Annotated in this window: 18 protein-coding genes; 5 read left to right on the top strand and 13 right to left on the bottom strand. The window is 36.3% G+C overall.

The features are described 5' to 3' along the window. Positions 1 to 4 precede the first annotated feature (4 nt). Entirely contained in the window at positions 5 to 403 is a 399-nt protein-coding gene (locus tag JIV24_RS16695) for an RrF2 family transcriptional regulator (protein ID WP_200466209.1), read from the bottom strand. Between the two features lie 103 nt (positions 404 to 506). Further along, complete coding sequence (locus JIV24_RS16700; protein WP_234445860.1) at positions 507 to 2,153, bottom strand: diphosphate--fructose-6-phosphate 1-phosphotransferase; 1,647 nt, start codon at positions 2,151 to 2,153, stop codon at positions 507 to 509. A 320-nt stretch (positions 2,154 to 2,473) separates the two neighbouring features. Between JIV24_RS16700 and JIV24_RS16705 the strand changes: the two genes are divergently transcribed. Further along, complete coding sequence (locus JIV24_RS16705; RefSeq protein ID WP_200466210.1) at positions 2,474 to 3,691, top strand: 6-phosphofructokinase; 1,218 nt, start codon at positions 2,474 to 2,476, stop codon at positions 3,689 to 3,691. A gap of 95 nt (positions 3,692 to 3,786) precedes the next feature. Beyond that, positions 3,787 to 4,782 (top strand): glycosyltransferase, encoded by a 996-nt coding sequence (locus JIV24_RS16710; RefSeq protein WP_200466211.1) that lies wholly within the window; start codon positions 3,787 to 3,789, stop codon positions 4,780 to 4,782. Here the strand turns inward: JIV24_RS16710 and JIV24_RS16715 are convergent. Together JIV24_RS16715 and JIV24_RS16720 are read right to left on the bottom strand one after the other, a co-directional pair. After that, the gene (locus tag JIV24_RS16715) at positions 4,779 to 4,985 is read right to left on the bottom strand and encodes a hypothetical protein (RefSeq protein ID WP_200466212.1); all 207 of its coding nucleotides are present in this window, start codon (positions 4,983 to 4,985) and stop codon (positions 4,779 to 4,781) included. The two genes, JIV24_RS16710 and JIV24_RS16715, sit on opposite strands and share 4 nt — an antisense overlap. Positions 4,986 to 5,046: 61 nt before the next feature. After that, a complete protein-coding gene (locus tag JIV24_RS16720) occupies positions 5,047 to 5,640 on the bottom strand; it encodes an RNA polymerase sigma factor (RefSeq protein WP_200466213.1) in 594 nt (197 codons plus the stop codon). A 209-nt stretch (positions 5,641 to 5,849) separates the two neighbouring features. On the opposite strand from JIV24_RS16720, the gene uvrA reads away from it, so the two are divergent. Then, a complete protein-coding gene (uvrA, locus tag JIV24_RS16725) occupies positions 5,850 to 8,660 on the top strand; it encodes an excinuclease ABC subunit UvrA (protein WP_200466214.1) in 2,811 nt (936 codons plus the stop codon). Positions 8,661 to 8,690: 30 nt separating this feature from the next. Here the strand turns inward: uvrA and JIV24_RS16730 are convergent, their stop codons facing one another. The 8 genes from JIV24_RS16730 to gcvT all read right to left on the bottom strand — a co-directional run bounded on the left by JIV24_RS16730 (position 8,691) and on the right by gcvT (position 17,286). After that, positions 8,691 to 9,134, bottom strand: coding sequence for a hypothetical protein (locus JIV24_RS16730; RefSeq protein ID WP_200466215.1), 444 nt, complete (start codon positions 9,132 to 9,134; stop codon positions 8,691 to 8,693). Between the two features lie 17 nt (positions 9,135 to 9,151). Beyond that, positions 9,152 to 10,078 (bottom strand): hypothetical protein, encoded by a 927-nt coding sequence (locus JIV24_RS16735; RefSeq protein WP_200466216.1) that lies wholly within the window; start codon positions 10,076 to 10,078, stop codon positions 9,152 to 9,154. A gap of 246 nt (positions 10,079 to 10,324) precedes the next feature. Continuing rightward, on the bottom strand, positions 10,325 to 11,311 hold the full coding sequence (locus tag JIV24_RS16740; protein ID WP_200466217.1) for a dihydroorotate dehydrogenase-like protein: 987 nt from the start codon (positions 11,309 to 11,311) through the stop codon (positions 10,325 to 10,327). A 102-nt stretch (positions 11,312 to 11,413) separates the two neighbouring features. Continuing rightward, positions 11,414 to 12,085 (bottom strand): YggS family pyridoxal phosphate-dependent enzyme, encoded by a 672-nt coding sequence (locus JIV24_RS16745; RefSeq protein WP_200466218.1) that lies wholly within the window; start codon positions 12,083 to 12,085, stop codon positions 11,414 to 11,416. Between the two features lie 112 nt (positions 12,086 to 12,197). Next, entirely contained in the window at positions 12,198 to 13,454 is a 1,257-nt protein-coding gene (locus JIV24_RS16750; protein ID WP_200466219.1) for a DUF1015 domain-containing protein, read from the bottom strand. A 389-nt stretch (positions 13,455 to 13,843) separates the two neighbouring features. After that, positions 13,844 to 14,767 (bottom strand): 3-phosphoglycerate dehydrogenase, encoded by a 924-nt coding sequence (locus tag JIV24_RS16755; RefSeq protein ID WP_200466220.1) that lies wholly within the window; start codon positions 14,765 to 14,767, stop codon positions 13,844 to 13,846. 75 nt (positions 14,768 to 14,842) lie between these two features. Further along, a complete protein-coding gene (gene serC / locus JIV24_RS16760) occupies positions 14,843 to 15,913 on the bottom strand; it encodes a 3-phosphoserine/phosphohydroxythreonine transaminase (RefSeq protein WP_200466221.1) in 1,071 nt (356 codons plus the stop codon). 290 nt (positions 15,914 to 16,203) lie between these two features. After that, positions 16,204 to 17,286, bottom strand: a complete 1,083-nt coding sequence (gcvT, locus tag JIV24_RS16765) for a glycine cleavage system aminomethyltransferase GcvT (RefSeq protein WP_200466222.1) — start codon at positions 17,284 to 17,286, stop codon at positions 16,204 to 16,206. A gap of 255 nt (positions 17,287 to 17,541) precedes the next feature. On the opposite strand from gcvT, the gene JIV24_RS16770 reads away from it, so the two are divergent. Further along, complete coding sequence (locus tag JIV24_RS16770) at positions 17,542 to 17,997, top strand: Hpt domain-containing protein (protein ID WP_200466223.1); 456 nt, start codon at positions 17,542 to 17,544, stop codon at positions 17,995 to 17,997. 15 nt (positions 17,998 to 18,012) lie between these two features. Further along, positions 18,013 to 18,339 (top strand): STAS domain-containing protein, encoded by a 327-nt coding sequence (locus JIV24_RS16775; protein WP_200466224.1) that lies wholly within the window; start codon positions 18,013 to 18,015, stop codon positions 18,337 to 18,339. A gap of 495 nt (positions 18,340 to 18,834) precedes the next feature. Here JIV24_RS16775 and JIV24_RS16780 read toward each other — a convergent pair. Continuing rightward, on the bottom strand, positions 18,835 to 19,374 hold a 540-nt coding region (locus JIV24_RS16780), incomplete at its 5' end, for a hypothetical protein (RefSeq protein ID WP_234445861.1).

Raw genomic sequence — 19,374 nt, forward strand, 5'->3', positions numbered from 1 at the left:
ATGACTACAAATACTCATTTAAATAATGACTCTCCATATATTCCTTAAACTCTTTGGTCATATTACGAGATAAGTCGCCTAACATACATGCTCCGATAATACACGAACGCTTATCACCCGGACATGACTGGATGGCTACCTTACCTTCAATTGCTTCATATATCATTAATAATGATATTTCTGTTGGCTCTTGCTTTAGTATAAAACCTCCGCTTGGCCCACGGTTAGAAGCCACAAAATCCTCTTTTGCTAATCGCTGCATCACTTTAGCAACATGATGTTTAGAACTATCAATAGCTTCTGAAATTTGATTAACATTGAGTTTTGTCTCACTGCGAGCAATAAGAACCATTGAATGTAAAGCTATTGATGCTGCTTCTGAAAGTGTAACAATTTTCGACATGATTGAACTAAAAAGGAAATTAAATACTCAAATATCTCTTTGTGCAAAAATATATAAAAAACCCGTAACTAATCGCGTTACGGGTTATTATCTGAAAAGTTACTTATTCTTGCTCGTATTTCAATGTTTTAGTGGTGATATCACAAACTTCTGATGGTCCAAAGTACTGAATAGGACCTGGGTAAACATAGTTTGTATTGATAGCCCACTCTTCACGGCTTTCTACTAACTTTTTAAATGGCGCGCCATTTAACTGAACCAATGCTTTCTGAATTACAGGCTTCATCTCACCATGACGCTTTTCCATATTCATCATCATGGTAACAGGTACACCACCAGCAATCCACTCAGTAGATGGAGCAGTTAAGTTACGCACAGAAGCCATGTAACCAGTTTTGCCTTCTCCAATTAACATTGAAGCTGTGTTACCTAACGAGTAACAGTAATCAGCATCGAAATTAGATGGAGCAGCACAACGTCCTTCATAACCAAAGAAGTGTGGCTGGCCTTTGAATTTACCTTTAAACTCACCTGCTTTCTTCATCTTCTTCAACTTGGCTTTCACCATATCAATTAACATCTTTTCCGTTTCAATTAACGAAACCTGCACGTTACCATGCGGATCACGGTCAAGCATTAACTGGTTGGCAATTGAATTTGGTAAAGATGTGAATACAGAACGTGATTCGTCTGAAATGCGCTCAGCTACAAATTCACGTTTTTCTTTATTTCCTTCTAAAGCGTTCACTTCAGCTTCGTTATGCGCTAAGAAATCATTCAATTCAGCAATTAACTTCTTCATTGCAGGAATAAATTCCACTAAGCCTTCCGGAATAAGAACAGTACCAAAATTATCGCCATTTTCAGCTCGCTTAGCAACAATATTAGCAATGTAGCTTACAACATCATCTAATGTTTGCTGTTTAGCTTCAACTTCTTCTGATACAATTGTAATATTTGGTTGAGTTTGCAATGCACACTCTAATCCAATATGAGAAGCCGAACGCCCCATTAATTTAATGAAGTGCCAGTATTTTTTAGCTGAATTAGCATCGCGTTGAATGTTACCAATTAACTCACTGTATACTTTACAAGCTGTGTCAAAACCAAATGATGTTTCAATCATTTCGTTCTTAAGGTCGCCATCAATGGTTTTTGGAACACCAATAACCTGTACACCAGCATCTTTAGCTTTATAATACTCAGCCAATACACAAGCATTGGTATTTGAATCATCACCACCAATAATTACAATCGCTGAAATATTTAGTTCTTTACAGTTCACAAGTGCCTGCTCAAACTGTTCTTCTTCTTCTAATTTGGTACGACCTGAACCGATAATATCGAAACCACCTGTATTTCGGTAGTGATCAACAATGTCAGCAGTCAACTCAATATATTGGTTATCAACCAATCCACCAGGACCACCTAAAAAACCATATAATTTGCTGTCTTTGTTTAATTTCTTTAATCCATCATAGATTCCAGAAATCACATTATGTCCTCCTGGTGCCTGACCACCTGAAAGAATAACGCCAACATTCTTAGCCTCATTTGCTTTCGCCTCACCCGGTTCAAATGATAAAACAGGCATTCCATAGGTATTCGGGAATATCTTATTAATATCAGCCTGATCAGCTACAGACTCAGTTGCTTTTCCTTCTACTATTTTAACACCACCTTGTAAAGATGATGGTACTTTAGGCACATAGCTTTCGCGTGCAATCTGAAGTGGACTTTTAATCATCATACTGTTTTGTATTGTTTTTTTTATTTGGAATCTATTCAAATGTGTTTTACAACACGTTTTTCTTAATTTCATGCAAATTTGCTCATATTTTTTCAATTCAGGAAGTCTCAATATTAACAATTTACAATCTTTAACTTATTTAGAGTGAATTTGATTAAAGTAGCACTATAAAAACAACTTTTATTTACATTTCATCAGCGAATATGTTACTTTCTTATTATTTCTGTCTTTTATCAGTTTTTAAGGCTTTAATATTGATTTGCAATTTTTTAGGCAATAACTTGTAGTATCTATATTAAAAACCAAAATCATTTTTCGATATGATACTTAAGAGTCACACATCAAAAACAATTGCCATTCTAACCGGAGGTGGAGATGTACCAGGATTAAATCCTGCCATAAGAGCTATAACCATACGAGCCACACGAGAAGGCTATAAAGTAATTGGTATTAAAAATGGCTGGAAAGGAGTGATTTCCATTAACCCACTATACCCCTTGGAAGAACAACCATACTGCATGCTTCTGGATGACCATATTGTTAATCGCCTGGGGCGTACCGGCGGTACCTTCCTACATTCGAGCAGAACCAAAGCAGATAAAGTACATCTTAGCGAAGTGCCTGACCATTTAAAAGCCACATACAAAGATGAATTTAATGATTTAACACAAGAAGCAGTTACTAACCTTAAGCACATAGGTATTGATTACCTCATTCCAATAGGCGGTGACGATACACTTAGTTATGCTGTTCGCCTCCACCACGAGGGAGTAAAAACAATAGGCATACCCAAGACGATGGATGGCGATGTACCTGGAACAGAATATTGCATTGGTTTTAGCACCTGTGTAACACGTACAATTGAGTTAACGCATGCTTTACGAACATGTGCAGGTTCGCACGAGCGCTTTCTTGTACTAGAGGTATTTGGACGTAACGCAGGTTTTTCGGCCCTTTTACCAACGGTAGGCGGTGCTGCTGATCGTTGTGTTATACCTGAGCATGAGATTAATATTGAGCAACTAACTGCTTTAATGGTTGAAGATAGGAATAACAATCCAAGTAAGTATTCCGTTGTATTAGTGTCCGAAGGAGCTAGTTACGAGGGCGGTAACATCTCGTATACAAGTCATGAAACAGATGCATTTGGGCACAAAAAACTCGGAGGAATTGGTGAAGACATTGGCCAACAACTCAAACGTATTTCTTCGAAATTTAATGATGGAAAAACCATAAATGTGATTAATCAAAAGCTGGGATATCTCGTTCGTTCAGGTGAGCCAGATGCACTCGATTCAATAGTACCTACAGCTTATGCAAATTTGGCAATGGACTTAATCACACAAGGAAATTCAGGCCAAATGGTGTGTATTAATGATGGAAAATACAATCACATTTCCATTGAAACCGTCAAAAAAGACGATAAAGGAGAAAGTACTAAAAAGGTAAATATTAGTAAGTTTTATGACACCAACAGGTATCGGCCTATTTATTCAAATATCATTGGTGACCCTATGTTAATATTAACTCGTGAATAAAACATCTATTTAGTAATAGAAATTGATACCCTTTAACGTTCAATAACCTTTTCGGATGGCAATAATTACTATATTTGGTGGCATAAAACGCGCACATGCAATTTTCAGTAATAATCCCTATTTATAACAGACCAGATGAAATCGTTGAGTTATTAGAGTCCTTAACTCTGCAATCTGCTAAATCTGCATTTGAAGTAATTATTATTGAAGATGGTTCAGCATTTCCTTGCAAAGAGGTTATTGAGCCATATTTCAATCAATTGAATCTGCATTATTATACACAAGAAAACAAAGGACCTGGCCCTGCGCGTAATCACGGGGCAAGCAAAGCCATAGGTGAATACCTTATATTTTTCGATAGCGACTGCATCATTCCGTCTAACTACTTCAACCACATAATTGAGCATTTAGATATTCAACCACTAGAATGTTTTGGAGGACCAGATGAGTCACATCCTTTTTTTACGCCTATTCAAAAAGCTATAAGTTACTCGATGACATCGCCAGTAACAACCGGAGGTATTCGTGGTGGCAGCCGAAAAATGGATAAATTCTACCCGAGAAGCTTTAATCTCGGCATTAAAAAGGAAATATTTGAATCCATTAGTGGATTTGCCGATATGCGCTTTGGTGAGGACTTAGATTTAAGTATGCGCACCATGGATAAGGGGTACTCAGTAGGCCTTATTAAGGAAGCCTATGTGTACCACAAACGACGTACTCATTTTAAAGCGTTCTTTAAACAGGTCTTCAATTCAGGTATAGCACGTATTGATCTGTCATTGTTGCATCCCGGCACATTAAAGCCTGTCCACCTTTTACCTTCTGCCTTTACAATTGGTTACCCGTTATTGTTGATAATGACTATATGGCTTTCGTCATGGTTTTTAATACCATTCTTGCTATTTCCAGCCATTATTTTCACCGATGCATTCGTAAGAACAAAAAGTTTCTACGTCGCGCTTTTAAGCACCTGGGCCTCATTAACTCAATTAACTGGATATGGCACAGGTTTCCTTAAAGCATTTTGGGTGCGCATTGTCAAAAAGAAAGGCGCGTTTCATAACTTCGCTAAGTCATTTTACGACTAGTTCATTATTACTTCGCTTTCTTTTCCTAAAACAACAACCGGTTCATAAGCACGGGCAAATGCTTTAATTTTGGTAAGTATAAAGGCACGCGGCATTACTTTGCTATCGGCAAACAATGCATCTGGCATCTTTTCAAAGACTGATAACCAATAATTTGCGTCCTCTTCCTCTGCTAAATAATCGTGAGTAGATGTATTGCTCATAGGCACTTGTTTCAAGTTATATAAAATAACTAACGCAGTGCTTGAGCAATTATTATATCCTTTACGACAATGTCAACGAAATATTCCGCTCTTCAGCCAATCGACGTAAATTCATCAATGCATAACGCATGCGCCCCAGAGCTGTATTGATACTTACATTTGTTTCTTCTGCGATTTCTTTAAAGCTTAAATCACGATAATGACGCATAACCACAACCTCTCGCTGGTTATCAGGCAATAACTTCACCAATTGACCTACTTCATTTAAAACCTGCTCGGCAACCATTTGCTCTTCAATAGACTTGTCAGAAAACTTCGTAGAATTAAACAAATCATATTCGTAGTTATCGTTTGAGATAACCGACTGGTTTTTTTGCTTTCGATAATAATCGATAATCAGATTGTGTGCGATACGCATTACCCACGAAGAAAACTTTCCATTATCAGAGTAACGACCATTCTTTAAAGTCCTGATTACACGTATAAAAGCCTCCTGAAAAATATCTTCAGCTAACTCTTGTTGCTTAACACACATTACAATGTAAGAGAAAATCTTTGCCTTGTGACGTTCAATCAGTACATCAATTGAACCACGATCACCTGCAACAAAATCCTTCACGAGTTTCTCATCAGAAAGCACTAATTGCTTTTCCATACTATTTCATTTTAAACATCTCGTAAAGTTGCTTCTATAGGCACATGATTTTAATAGGAATGAATATTTGATTGTTTTCGCATGTAAAAAAAGTAAAAAATTGTTTAAAAACCAAATCCATGTAAATTTCAACTAAGTGATCTGTTTTTTGTTTCTATACTAAATGGCGGATGCCTATCTTTGTTTGCACTTAATTTCAATACCAAATAATGCAGGAGAAAGCGATAACAGTTAAAGGCGCAAGAGTTCATAACCTTAAGAATATTGATGTAAAAATTCCTCGTAACCAATTTGTTGTTATTACGGGCGTTTCAGGTAGTGGTAAATCATCATTAGCCTTTGATACTCTGTATGCCGAAGGCCAGCGAAGGTATGTTGAAAGTCTGAGTTCATATGCACGTCAGTTTTTGGGTAGATTGGATAAACCAGATGTTGATTTCATAAAAGGTATTCCTCCTGCCATTGCGATTGAACAAAAGGTAAATACACGAAACCCACGTTCAACAGTAGGAACTAGCACCGAGGTTTATGATTACCTAAAACTATTGTTTGCTCGAATTGGCACAACGATATCACCTGTAAGTGGTAATGAAGTAAAAAGACATCATACCAGCGATGTAGTTGATTTTGTTAGTGAACTAGATGAAGGAACAAAATTAGCTGTTTTATCTCCGATTATCTCAGGTGATACCAGAGGTTGCCAACAGCAATTAGAGATACTTCTAAAGCAGGGGTTTAGCCGAGTTGAAATCAAGAACAGTTTCCAACGAATTGAAGATATACTTGCTGATAATTCTATTTTGAATAATGCCTGTGGTGAACTCAACTTAGTGATTGATAGGCTGGCTGCATCCACCGATAATGATACGCTAAGCAGACTTGCTGATTCTGTTCAAACAGCATTCTACGAAGGAAAGGGTGAATGCCTTATAAAGGTATATGACTCTAAATCAACCAGCAGCCATACATTCTCTAACAAATTTGAACTAGACGGCATTGAATTTGAGTTACCAACAGAACATATGTTCACCTTCAACAATCCGGTTGGAGCCTGTCCCGAGTGCGAAGGCTTTGGAAATGTCATTGGTATTGATGAAGACCTAGTGATTCCCAATAAAAGTTTATCTGTTTTTGAAGATGCAATCGCCTGTTGGAAAGGTGATAAAATGAAAGCGTGGAAAGAACAATTAATCAGAAGTGCTCACCACTTTGATTTTCCGGTACATAGCCCCTACTTTGAATTAGAACAGGAACAGAGGGATATATTATGGACCGGTAATCGACACTTTAAAGGTCTCAATGCATTTTTTAAGCACGTTGAAGAGAAGCAATACAAAATTCAATTTCGTGTGATGTTGTCACGTTATCGGGGCAAAACTATTTGTCCGTCATGCAATGGCACACGACTTAAAAAAGAAGCATCCTGGGTTAAAGTTGATAATAAGAGCATACACGAACTTGTGGTTACGCCGGTGGACAAGCTACTCGCATTCTTCGACCAATTATCACTTAAGCCTCATGAAGCAGATGTATCAAAACGAATACTTCACGAAATAAAGACTCGTTTATTGTTCCTTAATAATGTAGGCTTAGGTTACTTAACTCTCAACAGGCTTTCATCAACACTTTCGGGTGGCGAAAGTCAACGAATTAATTTAGCAACCAGCCTAGGAAGCAGCCTTGTTGGTTCACTTTATATACTCGATGAACCCAGTATTGGGCTTCACTCACGCGATACAGAGCTTTTAGTAAACGTGCTTAAAAACCTTCAAAAAGTAGGTAACACTGTAATTGTGGTAGAGCATGATGAAGACATCATACGCTCAGCTGATACCATAATTGACATAGGCCCGTTGGCCGGACGATTGGGGGGTGAACTGGTCTTCCAAGGCGATATCAAACAACTCGAAACTTCTGAAAGTAGCCTGACAACCAAATACCTTAATGGCACGGAAAGTATAGAAGTACCAGATTCCCGACGACCTTTTAATGATTTTATTGAAATAACCGGAGCCTGTGAAAACAACCTTAAAAATCTCACCACCAAATTCCCATTAAATGTGATTACTGCAATTACAGGTGTTTCCGGAAGTGGTAAATCGTCATTGGTAAAGAAAATTTTATACCCGGCAATAAAAAAACATCTGGGAGGATATGCAGATAAAACTGGCTCTTTTGACTTAATTCAAGGCTCCATCAACAAATTAACCGAAGTGGAGTTTGTTGACCAAAATCCAATTGGTAAAAGCTCACGATCAAACCCAGCTACCTACTTAAAGGCTTACGATGAAATACGAAAGTTAATGGCCGACCAGCAAGCCGCGAAAAACAATGGCTTCAAACCTTCTCATTTTTCCTTTAACATAGATGGTGGTCGATGTGAGGAATGCCAAGGTGAAGGAACCATAAAAGTTGAAATGCAGTTTATGGCTGACATTGTTCTTGAATGCGAAAACTGCAAAGGTAAACGCTTTAAAGATGATGTGCTAGAAGTGAAATACAATGGAAAAAATGTTCATGACATACTTGAAATGACCATTAATGAAGCGATCAATTTTTTCGGCGAAAGCACTAAGTCAACTGAAAAACGAATTATCAAACGCCTGAAACCATTACAAGATGTTGGACTTGGCTATATCAAACTTGGGCAATCATCAAGTACCTTAAGTGGTGGTGAAAGTCAGCGGGTTAAATTAGCATTTTTCCTTGCTAATGAAAGAAGTCAACCAACCATGTTCATTTTTGATGAGCCAACAACCGGCCTTCACTTTCATGATATTAAAAAACTTTTAGATGCCTTTTCGGCACTTATAAAAAATGGGCACACATTAATTATTGTAGAACACAACATGGATGTGATCAAATCGGCCGATTGGGTGATTGACCTCGGACCGGAAGGTGGTAACGAAGGTGGACATTTAGTTTTTGAAGGAACTCCTGATGATTTAATTCACTGTAAAGAGTCACACACAGGTAAGTATCTGTTACCATACATAACAAAAAAGAGCTCTAAAAAATAGAGCTCTTTTTACTTTATATTTTTCGTTCGTTTATCGCTTCTTTTCCTTTGTTGGCTCTAATCCAAACATGACTGATACACAGCCGTTGATTAACTCTAACGAATCGCCTTCCCGCTCTAACACATTTAATTCAACAATTAACATTTGAGTTGATTCTACCTTAAAATCCCATGTTAACTGGTAATCATGCTCAACATTATCAAACAAAACATTGCCTTCTTTATCTAATAAGCGCATGTGAATATCAGGCAGTGCTTCAACCTTTGATATAGCTACTCGATATTTTTGCTCACTAAAAAAGGTTTTAAAGAGTTCTGCACTTTCCCCTTCTTCAAGAATAGTGGCATTGTAATTACCATCGTGGATATAATCTCCCAATTGTTGCTTGCCAACCTTTTTAGCAAAGTTAATACATTGCCCAAATGTGGTTGATATACACAACAGAAAAAAACAAAATAGAGATAGGATGCGCATGTAACCAATATTCACAATTATGAAACAAATTCAGTTCTAATCTCTTTTACTTTCTTCATCAACTGCTCAAATACAATAGGCGAAATTACAGCCTCCGACTCAGCTTTTATGGTCGTCACCTTAGTTTCAGCATCTGTTTCTGCTTCGATCTTTGAGGTATTATTAATCTCCACCTGCTCAAATATTTCATTAAGCTCGGTAATACGACTTAACAAATAGCTGATATCATCATTGTTCTTGTATTCTTCAAGTAGGTTAATAACCGTATATAAGCTAAGTTTCTGATAAACAATTCGGTCAATTAAACGCTTATTATTATCAACTGAACCATTGGTTAATCGGGTCGCTAAATACAAACCTTCAACCCATCCACCTACTAATACCATTACTGCAATTGCAGGTCGGTCATTTTCTGTTAAATAAGCATTTGACGACATAAATGTTTCAGAGATGATATCAAGCATTACATCGCGGTTATCGATATTCTCTTCTAATTTACGTAAGGTATTTTCATCAATAGCATCCATTATACCAAGTGCATCAGCTAAGCGTTTAGCATTACCCATGTACTTAATAGAACTTTGTGTTTGATCAAACAGGCTGGTATAACTTAAATCTGCTGAATAAATACCAAGATTAAGCGCCATCTGACGGTTAGTGGAATACTTATCAATATTTGAAAGTGGATTCAATAAATCTTCATTATAGGTGGCCCCTGCTCTTTTTATCAACATGGCCGTTTCTAAAGGTGAAGGCAAAGAATAAAAAATAAGCTTTGACTTCTTAAAGTCATCTACCAATTTTCCATCAACACTTACTGACTCAACAATATCTTTTTCTTCGGCATTTTGCTTCTTCTGATTTGAATTACATGAAATTAACAAAACAGCTCCAAGCATTACTGTTAGAATATAGACGGTAGATTTGGTCATTACACTTCTCATAATGATATAAATTAAAACTTCTTTAAATTATTATCTTAATAGTTTTGAACTTGAAAATTAATATAAAAATATTAAATAATACGAAATTGCTGTGTTTTTACTCGTAATTAATATGTGTTAAGTAGGATTTCGTTTTTGACCAACAAATAAGCACTTCAACATCTTTCACTATAAACCAGATACTTATAATAAAAAAGTCCTTCTTTCAATTGAAAAAAGGACTTTTTTAAAAATCAGTTATATTTCTTACTCATATGAAGAGAAATACTTCATAAACTGAGCTCTTTCGTACATTACAGGGTTATCAATCTTACTGTAACTCATCATACCTCTAAAATCATCAATGGACTTATAACCTTTTTCATCCATCCATTGCGTTAAGCGTTCAAGCATCTCGGTAATCACTTTAGGACCGTGCTTATATACTGCCGAACAAGTTTGAACACTTGCTGCTCCTGCTAACAACTGCTTAACTACTGCTTCTCCATCATGCACACCGGTTGATGCCGAAATATCAAAATTCTGTATTTTATCAGATGTAATGGCTACCCAACGTAAAGTACGTCTCATATCGGCTGATGAACTCAATACTTCTGCTGAAGTAAGGGTCATTTTGTCGATATCAATATCTGGCTCATAAAAACGATTAAAAAGCACAACACCTTTTGCTCCCGAAACTGATAAACGATTTACCACATTCACCAAATTTGAAAAATACAAACCAAGCTTAACTGATACCGGCATATCAACAACCCTACTTACGTTAGATACGATATCAACATACAGTTGCTCGTATTCTTCAGAATTACTGTTTTTATCGGTATTTAAAACAAATACATTCAACTCAAGAGCATCAGCTCCGGCTTCCTGAATTTGTTGGGCAAAATCAATCCATTCATCAGATGAATAGCAATTAATACTTGCGATTACGGGAATATCATATTTGGCCTTTGTTTCTTTTATGACATTAAGGTAATCACCAACAGAGTTATCGCGTGTATAACCCTTTACATAGTCAGCAGCTTCGGGGTAATCAAAACCTTCACCTTTATATATGATGTTATTGATTTCATGATTAATTTGCTCTTCAAAAAGAGATTTTAACACTACTGCACCAGCTCCTGCCTCAACCAATTTACCAATCTTATCGGCACTGTTAGTTAAGCCTGAACTACTTACTATAATCGGATTTTTTAAGTTTAATCCCAGGTATTTAGTTTCTAAATTTGCCATCGGGTCAATTATTTTTTATACAAGACTTGATTTGAACAAATATAAACAAAACTCATCCACACAAAAGCCAACACAATAAATTAATGCTTATATAGAATGGTTTTAATGATAGTTTCTGGCACCAAAAATAGAGCTTCCTATGCGCACCATTGTGCTTCCTTCTTCAATGGCTAAAAGGTAATCGCCTGACATGCCCATGCTTATTTCTGTAAAACTTTTACTTTTGGCGAATACTGTTTGCTGAAGCTCATCAAAAATTTTCTTGAGGTTAGCAAACTCCTGTCGAACCTGTTGATCGTCCCTGGTAAATGTTGCCATGCCCATCACACCTTTTATCTCTACATTTGACAATGACTCCAATAGTTCAGCATTCAATAAGCTTTGAATCTCACTCTTCGAAAAACCAAATTTAGTGTCTTCTTCAGCAATATGCATTTGCAATAGAACTGGTATTTTTCGGTTATTCTTTATTCCTTCTTTATTAATTGTTTTCAGAAGCTTCTCTGAATCAACACCATGAATAAGGCTTACAAATGGTGCAATATATTTTACCTTATTCGACTGTAAGTGACCAATCATGTGCCACTCTATATCCTTAGGTAAGGATTCGTATTTACCCGTTAATTCCTGTACTTTATTTTCACCAAAAACACGCTGACCAGCATTGTAAGCCTCCATCAAATCTTCATTAGGCTTTGTTTTAGAAACGGCCACCAATAAGGCTCGTTCGCTAATTTGCTCTTTAACAGTTCGTAAGTTATTTTGTATTGACATTTTTCTAAATTTAAAGTACAAATTTACGCAACAGACTTAATTGTACAAAAAAGCCTCCTGCTGAAAGGAGGCTTAAAACGGATATTTAGTTAGTCTGAATTTTTGGTAAAGACTATTTGGATTCTAATTTATGAATTACCAAACCTGAACGCAACTTCGGTTCAAACCATGTTGTTTTAGGAGGCATGATATTACCAGTGTCTGCAATATCAATTAATTGCTGCATTGATACAGGATACAATGCAAATGCAACTTTCATATCGCCATTGTCAACACGCTTTTTCAACTCTCCTAATCCACGGATACCACCGATAAAATCAATGCGAGTAGAACGACGTAAATCTTCAATACCTAACATTTTATCTAAAACATGGTCAGAAAGAATGGTTACATCCAGCACGCCAATTGGATCGTTATCGTTGTATGTTCCTTCTTTAGCATTAAGTTTGTACCACTTTCCTTCAAGGTACATGCTGAATTCATGCAACTGAGCCGGACGATACTCATCCTCTCCCATGCACTCAACATCAAATACACCTTCAAGTTTCGTTAATAATTCTTCAGGAGATAAACCATTTAAATCTTTAACAGCACGATTGTAGTCAATGATTTTTAATTGATTATCCGGGAAGTGAACAGCCATAAAGAAGTTATACTCCTCTTCGCCTGTATGATTGGCATTCTGACCTCTTTTTTCATCACCAATGCGCGCAGCAGCAGCTGTACGGTGGTGACCATCGGCTACATAAGTTGCCGGAACTTTGGTTTCGAATAACTCCTCTAAACGCTTGTTTGTCTCTGCATCATTGATGGCCCATAAGTGGTGACCAAAACCATCTTCAGCAGTAAAATCGTAATCTGCAGTCTGATTTTTAACGATATTTTCTACAATTTCGTCAATTTCAGGTACCGCCTTATATGAAAAGAATACCGGCTCAATATTAGCATCCAGGTAGCGCGTCAATATCATGCGATCTTCCTCTTTATCCGGACGTGTTAACTCATGCTTTTTGATTATGCCATTTTCATAATCTTTGCAAGCTGCGGCACCAACAATACCATACTGAGTACGACCATCCATTGTTTGTGCATAGATATAATACTTTGCATCTTCATCTTGCACTAACCAACCTTTTTCCTGGAAAGCTTTAAGGTTTGAAACAGATTTTTCATACACTTCATCAGAGTGAATATCGGTTCCGGCAGGGCAATCAATCTCTGCACGCGTGATGTGTAACAAAGAACAATCCTTACCTTCTGCCATTTGAGCAGCTTCCTGACTGTTCATTACATCATATGGTAAACAGGCTAAATCCTGTGAAATGTTTTGTGGCGGTCTCAGGCCTTTGAATGGTTTAATAATTGCCATCTCTTTATATTTAGTTAGTTTAATTATTTACTTCACACAGTAATCAGATATTGCTAAAACAATTTCAAACAACTCCAATTTCTTAATTACAAATGTAGGTAAAGTGACATTGTCAATTAGGTGACTTTCGTCAACATCAAATGTGATTTTTTACTGTTTTAAAACACATAGTCATGAAATGCGGAGCAACTTATTGAAAAGTGAGGTTTGTTCGGATAAGAATTTCACCGAAGTTAAATTATCAGTTACTATTCACTAAATCAAGTTCAATAATCACATTATATACTTTTCAACTTAACTATTTAGTTACGGCTTCTTTCAACAAAAAAAATAGCAGAACACTGTTGCGCCCTGCTATTTTCTATATCGCTAATTAGCAAATTCACTAATTACTTATTTACTCTAAAAGTCTCATCACCATTTTCAAAGAAACCAATGATTTGCTTCGCTCCTGCAACACCAGCATTGATATTAGCTTCGGCAGTTTGAGCACCCATTTTCTTAGGTGTAAAGAAGAAACGACCTTCAAAACCAGCCTCAAAATCAGCTTTATTATCAGGTGCAATATCTGAAATATAAGTAAAGTCAGGACGATCAGCCATTAACTTTAAAATCTCCTCTTCATGAATTACTTCTTTACGCGCTGTATTAACTAAAGTACCACCTTTAGGCATTTTATTTAATAAATCGTAATTGATCGACTGTTTCGTATGTTGGTTTGCTGGAATATGTAAAGAAATATAATCGCAAGTTGAGTATAACTCTTCAACTGTATCAAGAGGCTTAATACCTGCTGCTTCAATTTTTTCTTTAGCAACAAATGGGTCGAAAGCATAGATTTCCATACCAAAACCTTTAGCAATTTCAGCCACATAATGACCAACATTACCATAAGCATGGATACCAATTTTCTTTCCACGCAACTCAGTTCCTGCTGTGCCGTTATAGCCATTACGAGCCATAAATACCATCATACCCAGCACTAACTCACCCACAGCATTTGAATTCTGACCAGGTGTATTCATTGCTACAATACCTTTTTCAGTACATGCTTCTAAATCCAAATTGTCATATCCTGCACCTGCACGAACAACAATCTTTAATTCAGGAGCTGCTTCAATAACTTCACGAGTTACTTTGTCAGAACGTACAATCATAGCATGAACATCCTTTACTGCAGCTAACAATTCAGCTTTGTCAGTATATTTTTCAAGAAGAACCAATTCGTAACCCGCTTCTTTTACAACAGGAGCAATTTGGTCAATAGCCGCTTTAGCAAATGGCTTTTCGGTAGCAACTAAGATTTTTTTCATTGTTTTATTAATTAAGTGTGGTGATAAAAAAGTAAGCCCCATACAGGGGCTACTTCTATAATATGGAAATTGTTTTTAGTGCTTAGCTTCGAACTCTTTCATAGCATCAGCTAATGCCTGAATACTTGACTTAGGCATAGCGTTATAAGTAGAAGCACGGAATCCACCAACTGAACGGTGACCTTTAATTCCGCTCATTCCACGAGCAGTTGCAAAATCAAAGAAATCTTTTTCTAATTCTTTGTACTCATCATTCATGATGAAACAAATATTCATTAAAGAACGATCTTCCAAATCAGCAACAGGCGCTTTGAATAGACGACTACTGTCAATTGCATCATAAAGCACAGCAGCTTTTTCAATGTTGATTTTCTCCATAGCAGCAACACCACCCATATCTTTCAACCACTTTAATGTTTGAAGAGCAGAGTATACCGGGAATACTGGAGGTGTGTTAAACATTGAACCACCGTCGATGTGTGTTTTATAGTTTAACATGGTTGGAATATGACGATCAACCTGACCCAAAGCATCTTCTTTAACGATGGCAAAGGTAACACCTGCAGGCGCTAAGTTCTTTTGAGCACCACCATAAATCAATGTGTATTTTGAAATGTCGACCGGACGAGAGAAGATGTCAGATGACATATCTGCAATTAAAGGTACGTTTACATCTAAATCTTTTTTGATTTCAGTACCGTAGATAGTGTTGTTGGTAGTGATGTGGAAATAATCGGCATCAGAAGGAATATCGTATCCTTTTGGAATATGGTTGTAGATTGAATCTTTAGAAGATGCTACTTCTACAACTTCACCAAATCCTTTTGCTTCTTTTAGAGCTTTGTTAGCCCAAGTACCTGTATTTAGGTAGGCAGCTTTCGATTTCATAAAGTTATAAGGCACCATACAGAACTGTGTACTAGCACCACCACCTACGAAAACCACTTCGTATCCGGCAGGGATATCCAACAATTCTTTAAACAAAGCTGTCGCTTCATCCATTACAGCCACAAACTCTTTGCTACGGTGCGACACCTCTAACAATGATAAGCCTGTTCCGGCAAAATTCAATACGGCTTCTGCCGAATTCTTAATCGTTGACTCAGGCAAAATAGAAGGCCCTGCTGAAAAGTTGTGAATTTTCATTTTATAAATTTTTAAATACTGCTAATTAACTTTTGTTTGTGTGATTAATGTTTTGAGTGTATAAAATTATGAAATATCTACCGCAAAGCACACAAAATCAGATAAAATATAGCTTACAGATTAAAAGCTAACAATCCACATTTTTCGTTCTATGAAGCATTTTATTCATTGAGTGACAATCGCTAAATAGCCAATTATCAATTAAGTACAATAAACACTCAAAGCACAAACAAAAACATGATAATTATCACGTTTTTGTTTGATATTTTTTCAACAATCGATATTACTTTTTAAACAAATGGTATTTTAACCACTTTTGCTTTTAACTTTCGATTACGCACTTTGATAAATATTTCAGTATCAAATTTGGTGTTACCTTTATTGATATAGGCCATACCTATACCCTTTTGAAGCATAGGCGACATCGTACCCGATGTAACGCGACCAATTACTTCGTCATTTTCTGTTACAACTTCATAATCTTTGCGCGGAATACCTCTATCCTCTAATACAAAGCCACGTAGACGTTTTGTAACACCCTCTTCTTTTTGCTTCAATAAATACTCGCAATCGATGAATTTATTGCCGTCATTAAACTTTGTTATCCAACCTAATCCAGCTTCAATTGATGAAGTTGTATCATCAATATCATTTCCGTAAAGGCAGAAACCTTTTTCTAAACGCAATGTATCACGGGCAGCTAAACCAATTGGTAAAATTCCTTCTTCTTTACCGGCTTCAAAAATAGCTTCCCATACTTTACCAGCATCTGCATTGTACATATATAATTCGAAACCACCAGAACCAGTGTAACCTGTATTTGAGATTATCACATTATCGGCACCGGCTATGGCTCCTACCGTAAAGGTATAGTAAGGTACCTCTGAAAGATTGACTTCAGTTAGTTTTTGAAGAACAGCTTCTGCTTTAGGCCCTTGAATAGCCAACTGCGAAATAGAATCACTGGCATTCTCAATATCGGCACCCATGGTGTTCTGTTCGCTTACCCACGCCCAGTCTTTATCAATATTTGAGGCATTTACAACCAATAGATACTTTTCCTCTTCGTATTTATAAACTAACAAATCATCTACAATACCACCTTTTCCATTAGGGAAACAAGAATATTGAGCCTGACCAACAGTTAAAGCAGCAACATCGTTTGAAGTAACCTTCTGAACAAGGTCAAATGCTTTAGGCCCTTTAACCCAAAACTCACCCATGTGCGACACATCAAAAACACCTACGCCATTACGTACTGTCATGTGCTCATTATTAATACCCGAATACTCAATTGGCATTTCGTAACCAGCAAAAGAAACAATTTTTGCTCCCAATGCCTCATGATAATCGAAAAAGGCTGTTCTTTTCATTTGTATAACGTTATTAAATCCTATTTATAATCTTAAAAAACCGCTCAATAATGGCGGATATAATTGCTTTGTGCAATGTCAACAAATTTAAAAAAATAATTAGCTGTCAAAAAATGATAATTATCGGCTTTAAAACCTAATTAATATCACTTCTGAACAATGAGACCACCTATCCGGGCAAATAAATTCATTTAAAAAAGTTACTTTTACCAAATAATTTGTAATTTAACCTTGAATTAAATTCGATAGAAATCTATGCCAAACCCTTATACACACATTGACCTAGGTTATCTGGAAAGCATAACCGATGGCAGCTACGACCTTATTAAAGAATTAATAAGTATTTTCATTGAGCAAATTCCAGAGTTTAAAGAAGATTTTGAAGAAGGGTTGACTTCTCAGGATTGGGGGAAAATTGCAGCGGTAGCTCATAAGGCCAAATCTTCTGTTATGTCAATGGGGATGGAAGAGTTGGGCAACAAAGACTTAAAGAATCTCGAATTATTAGCAAAATTACTTAAGGTTGATGAACTCGATGGTAATTCAGACGAAGCTATCCAGATTAAAAAAAGTATCAACAACTACGAAGATGAAAGACAGCAATGGTTGATAGACAACAAGAATGAGACTGCTGTTAAAAATATAATTGAACATTTTAACCAAACTTGTGATTCAGCATTAATTGAGTTACAGGAAGTATTGGAGAATTAAAATAAAAGAAGAACTATGCTACAAGTTAAAGAACATAAAGGAGTAATGTTCGGCTTATTAGCTGATACTGACAGATTAAATGCCACCATTGCACCCGATGTAAAAGCCGATTTAACATCTGCACTTTCTAATAAAGGAGTTCGAATGGTACTTAATTTATCTAACATTAGTTTTATAGACAGTACAGGTATTGGCACACTTATTAGCGCCTTGAAAACAGCCAGACAAAATGGAGGTTCTTTTCAATTATGCTGTCCAAAAGCCGAAGTATTAAGCTTGTTAAAACTCATGAAGCTTGATATGGTCTTTGACATTTTTGATTCGGAAGAACAAATTGCATAAGATATTAAAAACCGCGAAAGCGGTTTTTTTTTGTGCCTTATTACACTAACGACTGCTTAATCAGACATATACACATATATGAAACCAATATTGTCCTAATTATTTTTTGAAATTGGGCTATCCGCCCAAACCCGACTTACTTTTTGATCTTGATGTCAAAAACTAAGGAAAAAGCATCAAGGCTGCACCAGCTTCGATCAAAAAACTACAGTTGATGACTGAAATTGTTTTAAACTCGACTTTTTACGTTCCTCCAAAAGCCTCAAGCAGAAAACAATTCTTAAGCGTCATTTCAACCTTGTTTTTTGTCTCATCTGCTGAGGCCCTTTCGTAACAATACATCTCGTGGCACAACTAAAAACGTTTAGGACGCTATTGATATGAAACTAAATCGTCCAGTATTCCAATAAGTCAGAATCTTTTATTGGGTTAATCTATTCAGCTTCAAAGTCAATTAAACAATTTGACACTATAGAAACATACTAGGTTTGTAACTTACTTCAGACAGTTCTCGCAATGCGTTTTCCTGAGATGACTATTCTCCAATAACTGAAATGATATTCCCCCTTCTCCAAAAGGCTCAAAAACTTTACAAAACCTGTCTCTATTTAAATTTATTGCGTTGAGCATTATAGTGCGATAATCTGCTTTCTTTACCATTTTAGGGTCGCTTAAAGTCAGGTTTAAATAATAAAATAATAAGTCTTCATCAACGTCAATACTCTTAACTTTTTTATGAAGTAGCTTCTTAGCCCAGTCATATTTTGAATACGATGAAAAATACTGTGCTAAGCTTAAATAATCACCCGTTGATAATGGTAAATACTTATAGTTTGAGTAGATATATCTTAATGCTCTGTCTTTATTTTGAAACTCTTCCCGAGCCATATAATGTTCACTCATTACAATATTATAATTAACAAGCATTCGCTTAACAAGGCTAGTAGTAATACCAAATTTCTTAAGGGGACTTCTATAAATTAAAACTTTGACATACAGATGTGTATTAGTATTTTCAGGCGATAAAATCAGCCG

Source organism: Carboxylicivirga marina (assembly GCF_016612505.1).
GTDB lineage: Bacteria > Bacteroidota > Bacteroidia > Bacteroidales > Marinilabiliaceae > Carboxylicivirga > Carboxylicivirga marina.

Excerpts from the sequence above, each read along its gene's own strand:
- JIV24_RS16695 (WP_200466209.1), bottom strand. The coding sequence starts at position 403 with ATGTCGAAAATTGTTACACTTTCAGAAGCAGCATCAATAGCTTTACAT.
- JIV24_RS16700 (WP_234445860.1), bottom strand. The coding sequence starts at position 2,153 with ATGATGATTAAAAGTCCACTTCAGATTGCACGCGAAAGCTATGTGCCT.
- JIV24_RS16705 (WP_200466210.1), top strand. The coding sequence starts at position 2,474 with ATGATACTTAAGAGTCACACATCAAAAACAATTGCCATTCTAACCGGA.
- JIV24_RS16710 (WP_200466211.1), top strand. The coding sequence starts at position 3,787 with ATGCAATTTTCAGTAATAATCCCTATTTATAACAGACCAGATGAAATC.
- JIV24_RS16715 (WP_200466212.1), bottom strand. The coding sequence starts at position 4,985 with ATGAGCAATACATCTACTCACGATTATTTAGCAGAGGAAGAGGACGCA.
- JIV24_RS16720 (WP_200466213.1), bottom strand. The coding sequence starts at position 5,640 with ATGGAAAAGCAATTAGTGCTTTCTGATGAGAAACTCGTGAAGGATTTT.
- uvrA (WP_200466214.1), top strand. The coding sequence starts at position 5,850 with ATGCAGGAGAAAGCGATAACAGTTAAAGGCGCAAGAGTTCATAACCTT.
- JIV24_RS16730 (WP_200466215.1), bottom strand. The coding sequence starts at position 9,134 with ATGCGCATCCTATCTCTATTTTGTTTTTTTCTGTTGTGTATATCAACC.
- JIV24_RS16735 (WP_200466216.1), bottom strand. The coding sequence starts at position 10,078 with ATGAGAAGTGTAATGACCAAATCTACCGTCTATATTCTAACAGTAATG.
- JIV24_RS16740 (WP_200466217.1), bottom strand. The coding sequence starts at position 11,311 with ATGGCAAATTTAGAAACTAAATACCTGGGATTAAACTTAAAAAATCCG.
- JIV24_RS16745 (WP_200466218.1), bottom strand. The coding sequence starts at position 12,085 with ATGTCAATACAAAATAACTTACGAACTGTTAAAGAGCAAATTAGCGAA.
- JIV24_RS16750 (WP_200466219.1), bottom strand. The coding sequence starts at position 13,454 with ATGGCAATTATTAAACCATTCAAAGGCCTGAGACCGCCACAAAACATT.
- JIV24_RS16755 (WP_200466220.1), bottom strand. The coding sequence starts at position 14,767 with ATGAAAAAAATCTTAGTTGCTACCGAAAAGCCATTTGCTAAAGCGGCT.
- serC (WP_200466221.1), bottom strand. The coding sequence starts at position 15,913 with ATGAAAATTCACAACTTTTCAGCAGGGCCTTCTATTTTGCCTGAGTCA.
- gcvT (WP_200466222.1), bottom strand. The coding sequence starts at position 17,286 with ATGAAAAGAACAGCCTTTTTCGATTATCATGAGGCATTGGGAGCAAAA.
- JIV24_RS16770 (WP_200466223.1), top strand. The coding sequence starts at position 17,542 with ATGCCAAACCCTTATACACACATTGACCTAGGTTATCTGGAAAGCATA.
- JIV24_RS16775 (WP_200466224.1), top strand. The coding sequence starts at position 18,013 with ATGCTACAAGTTAAAGAACATAAAGGAGTAATGTTCGGCTTATTAGCT.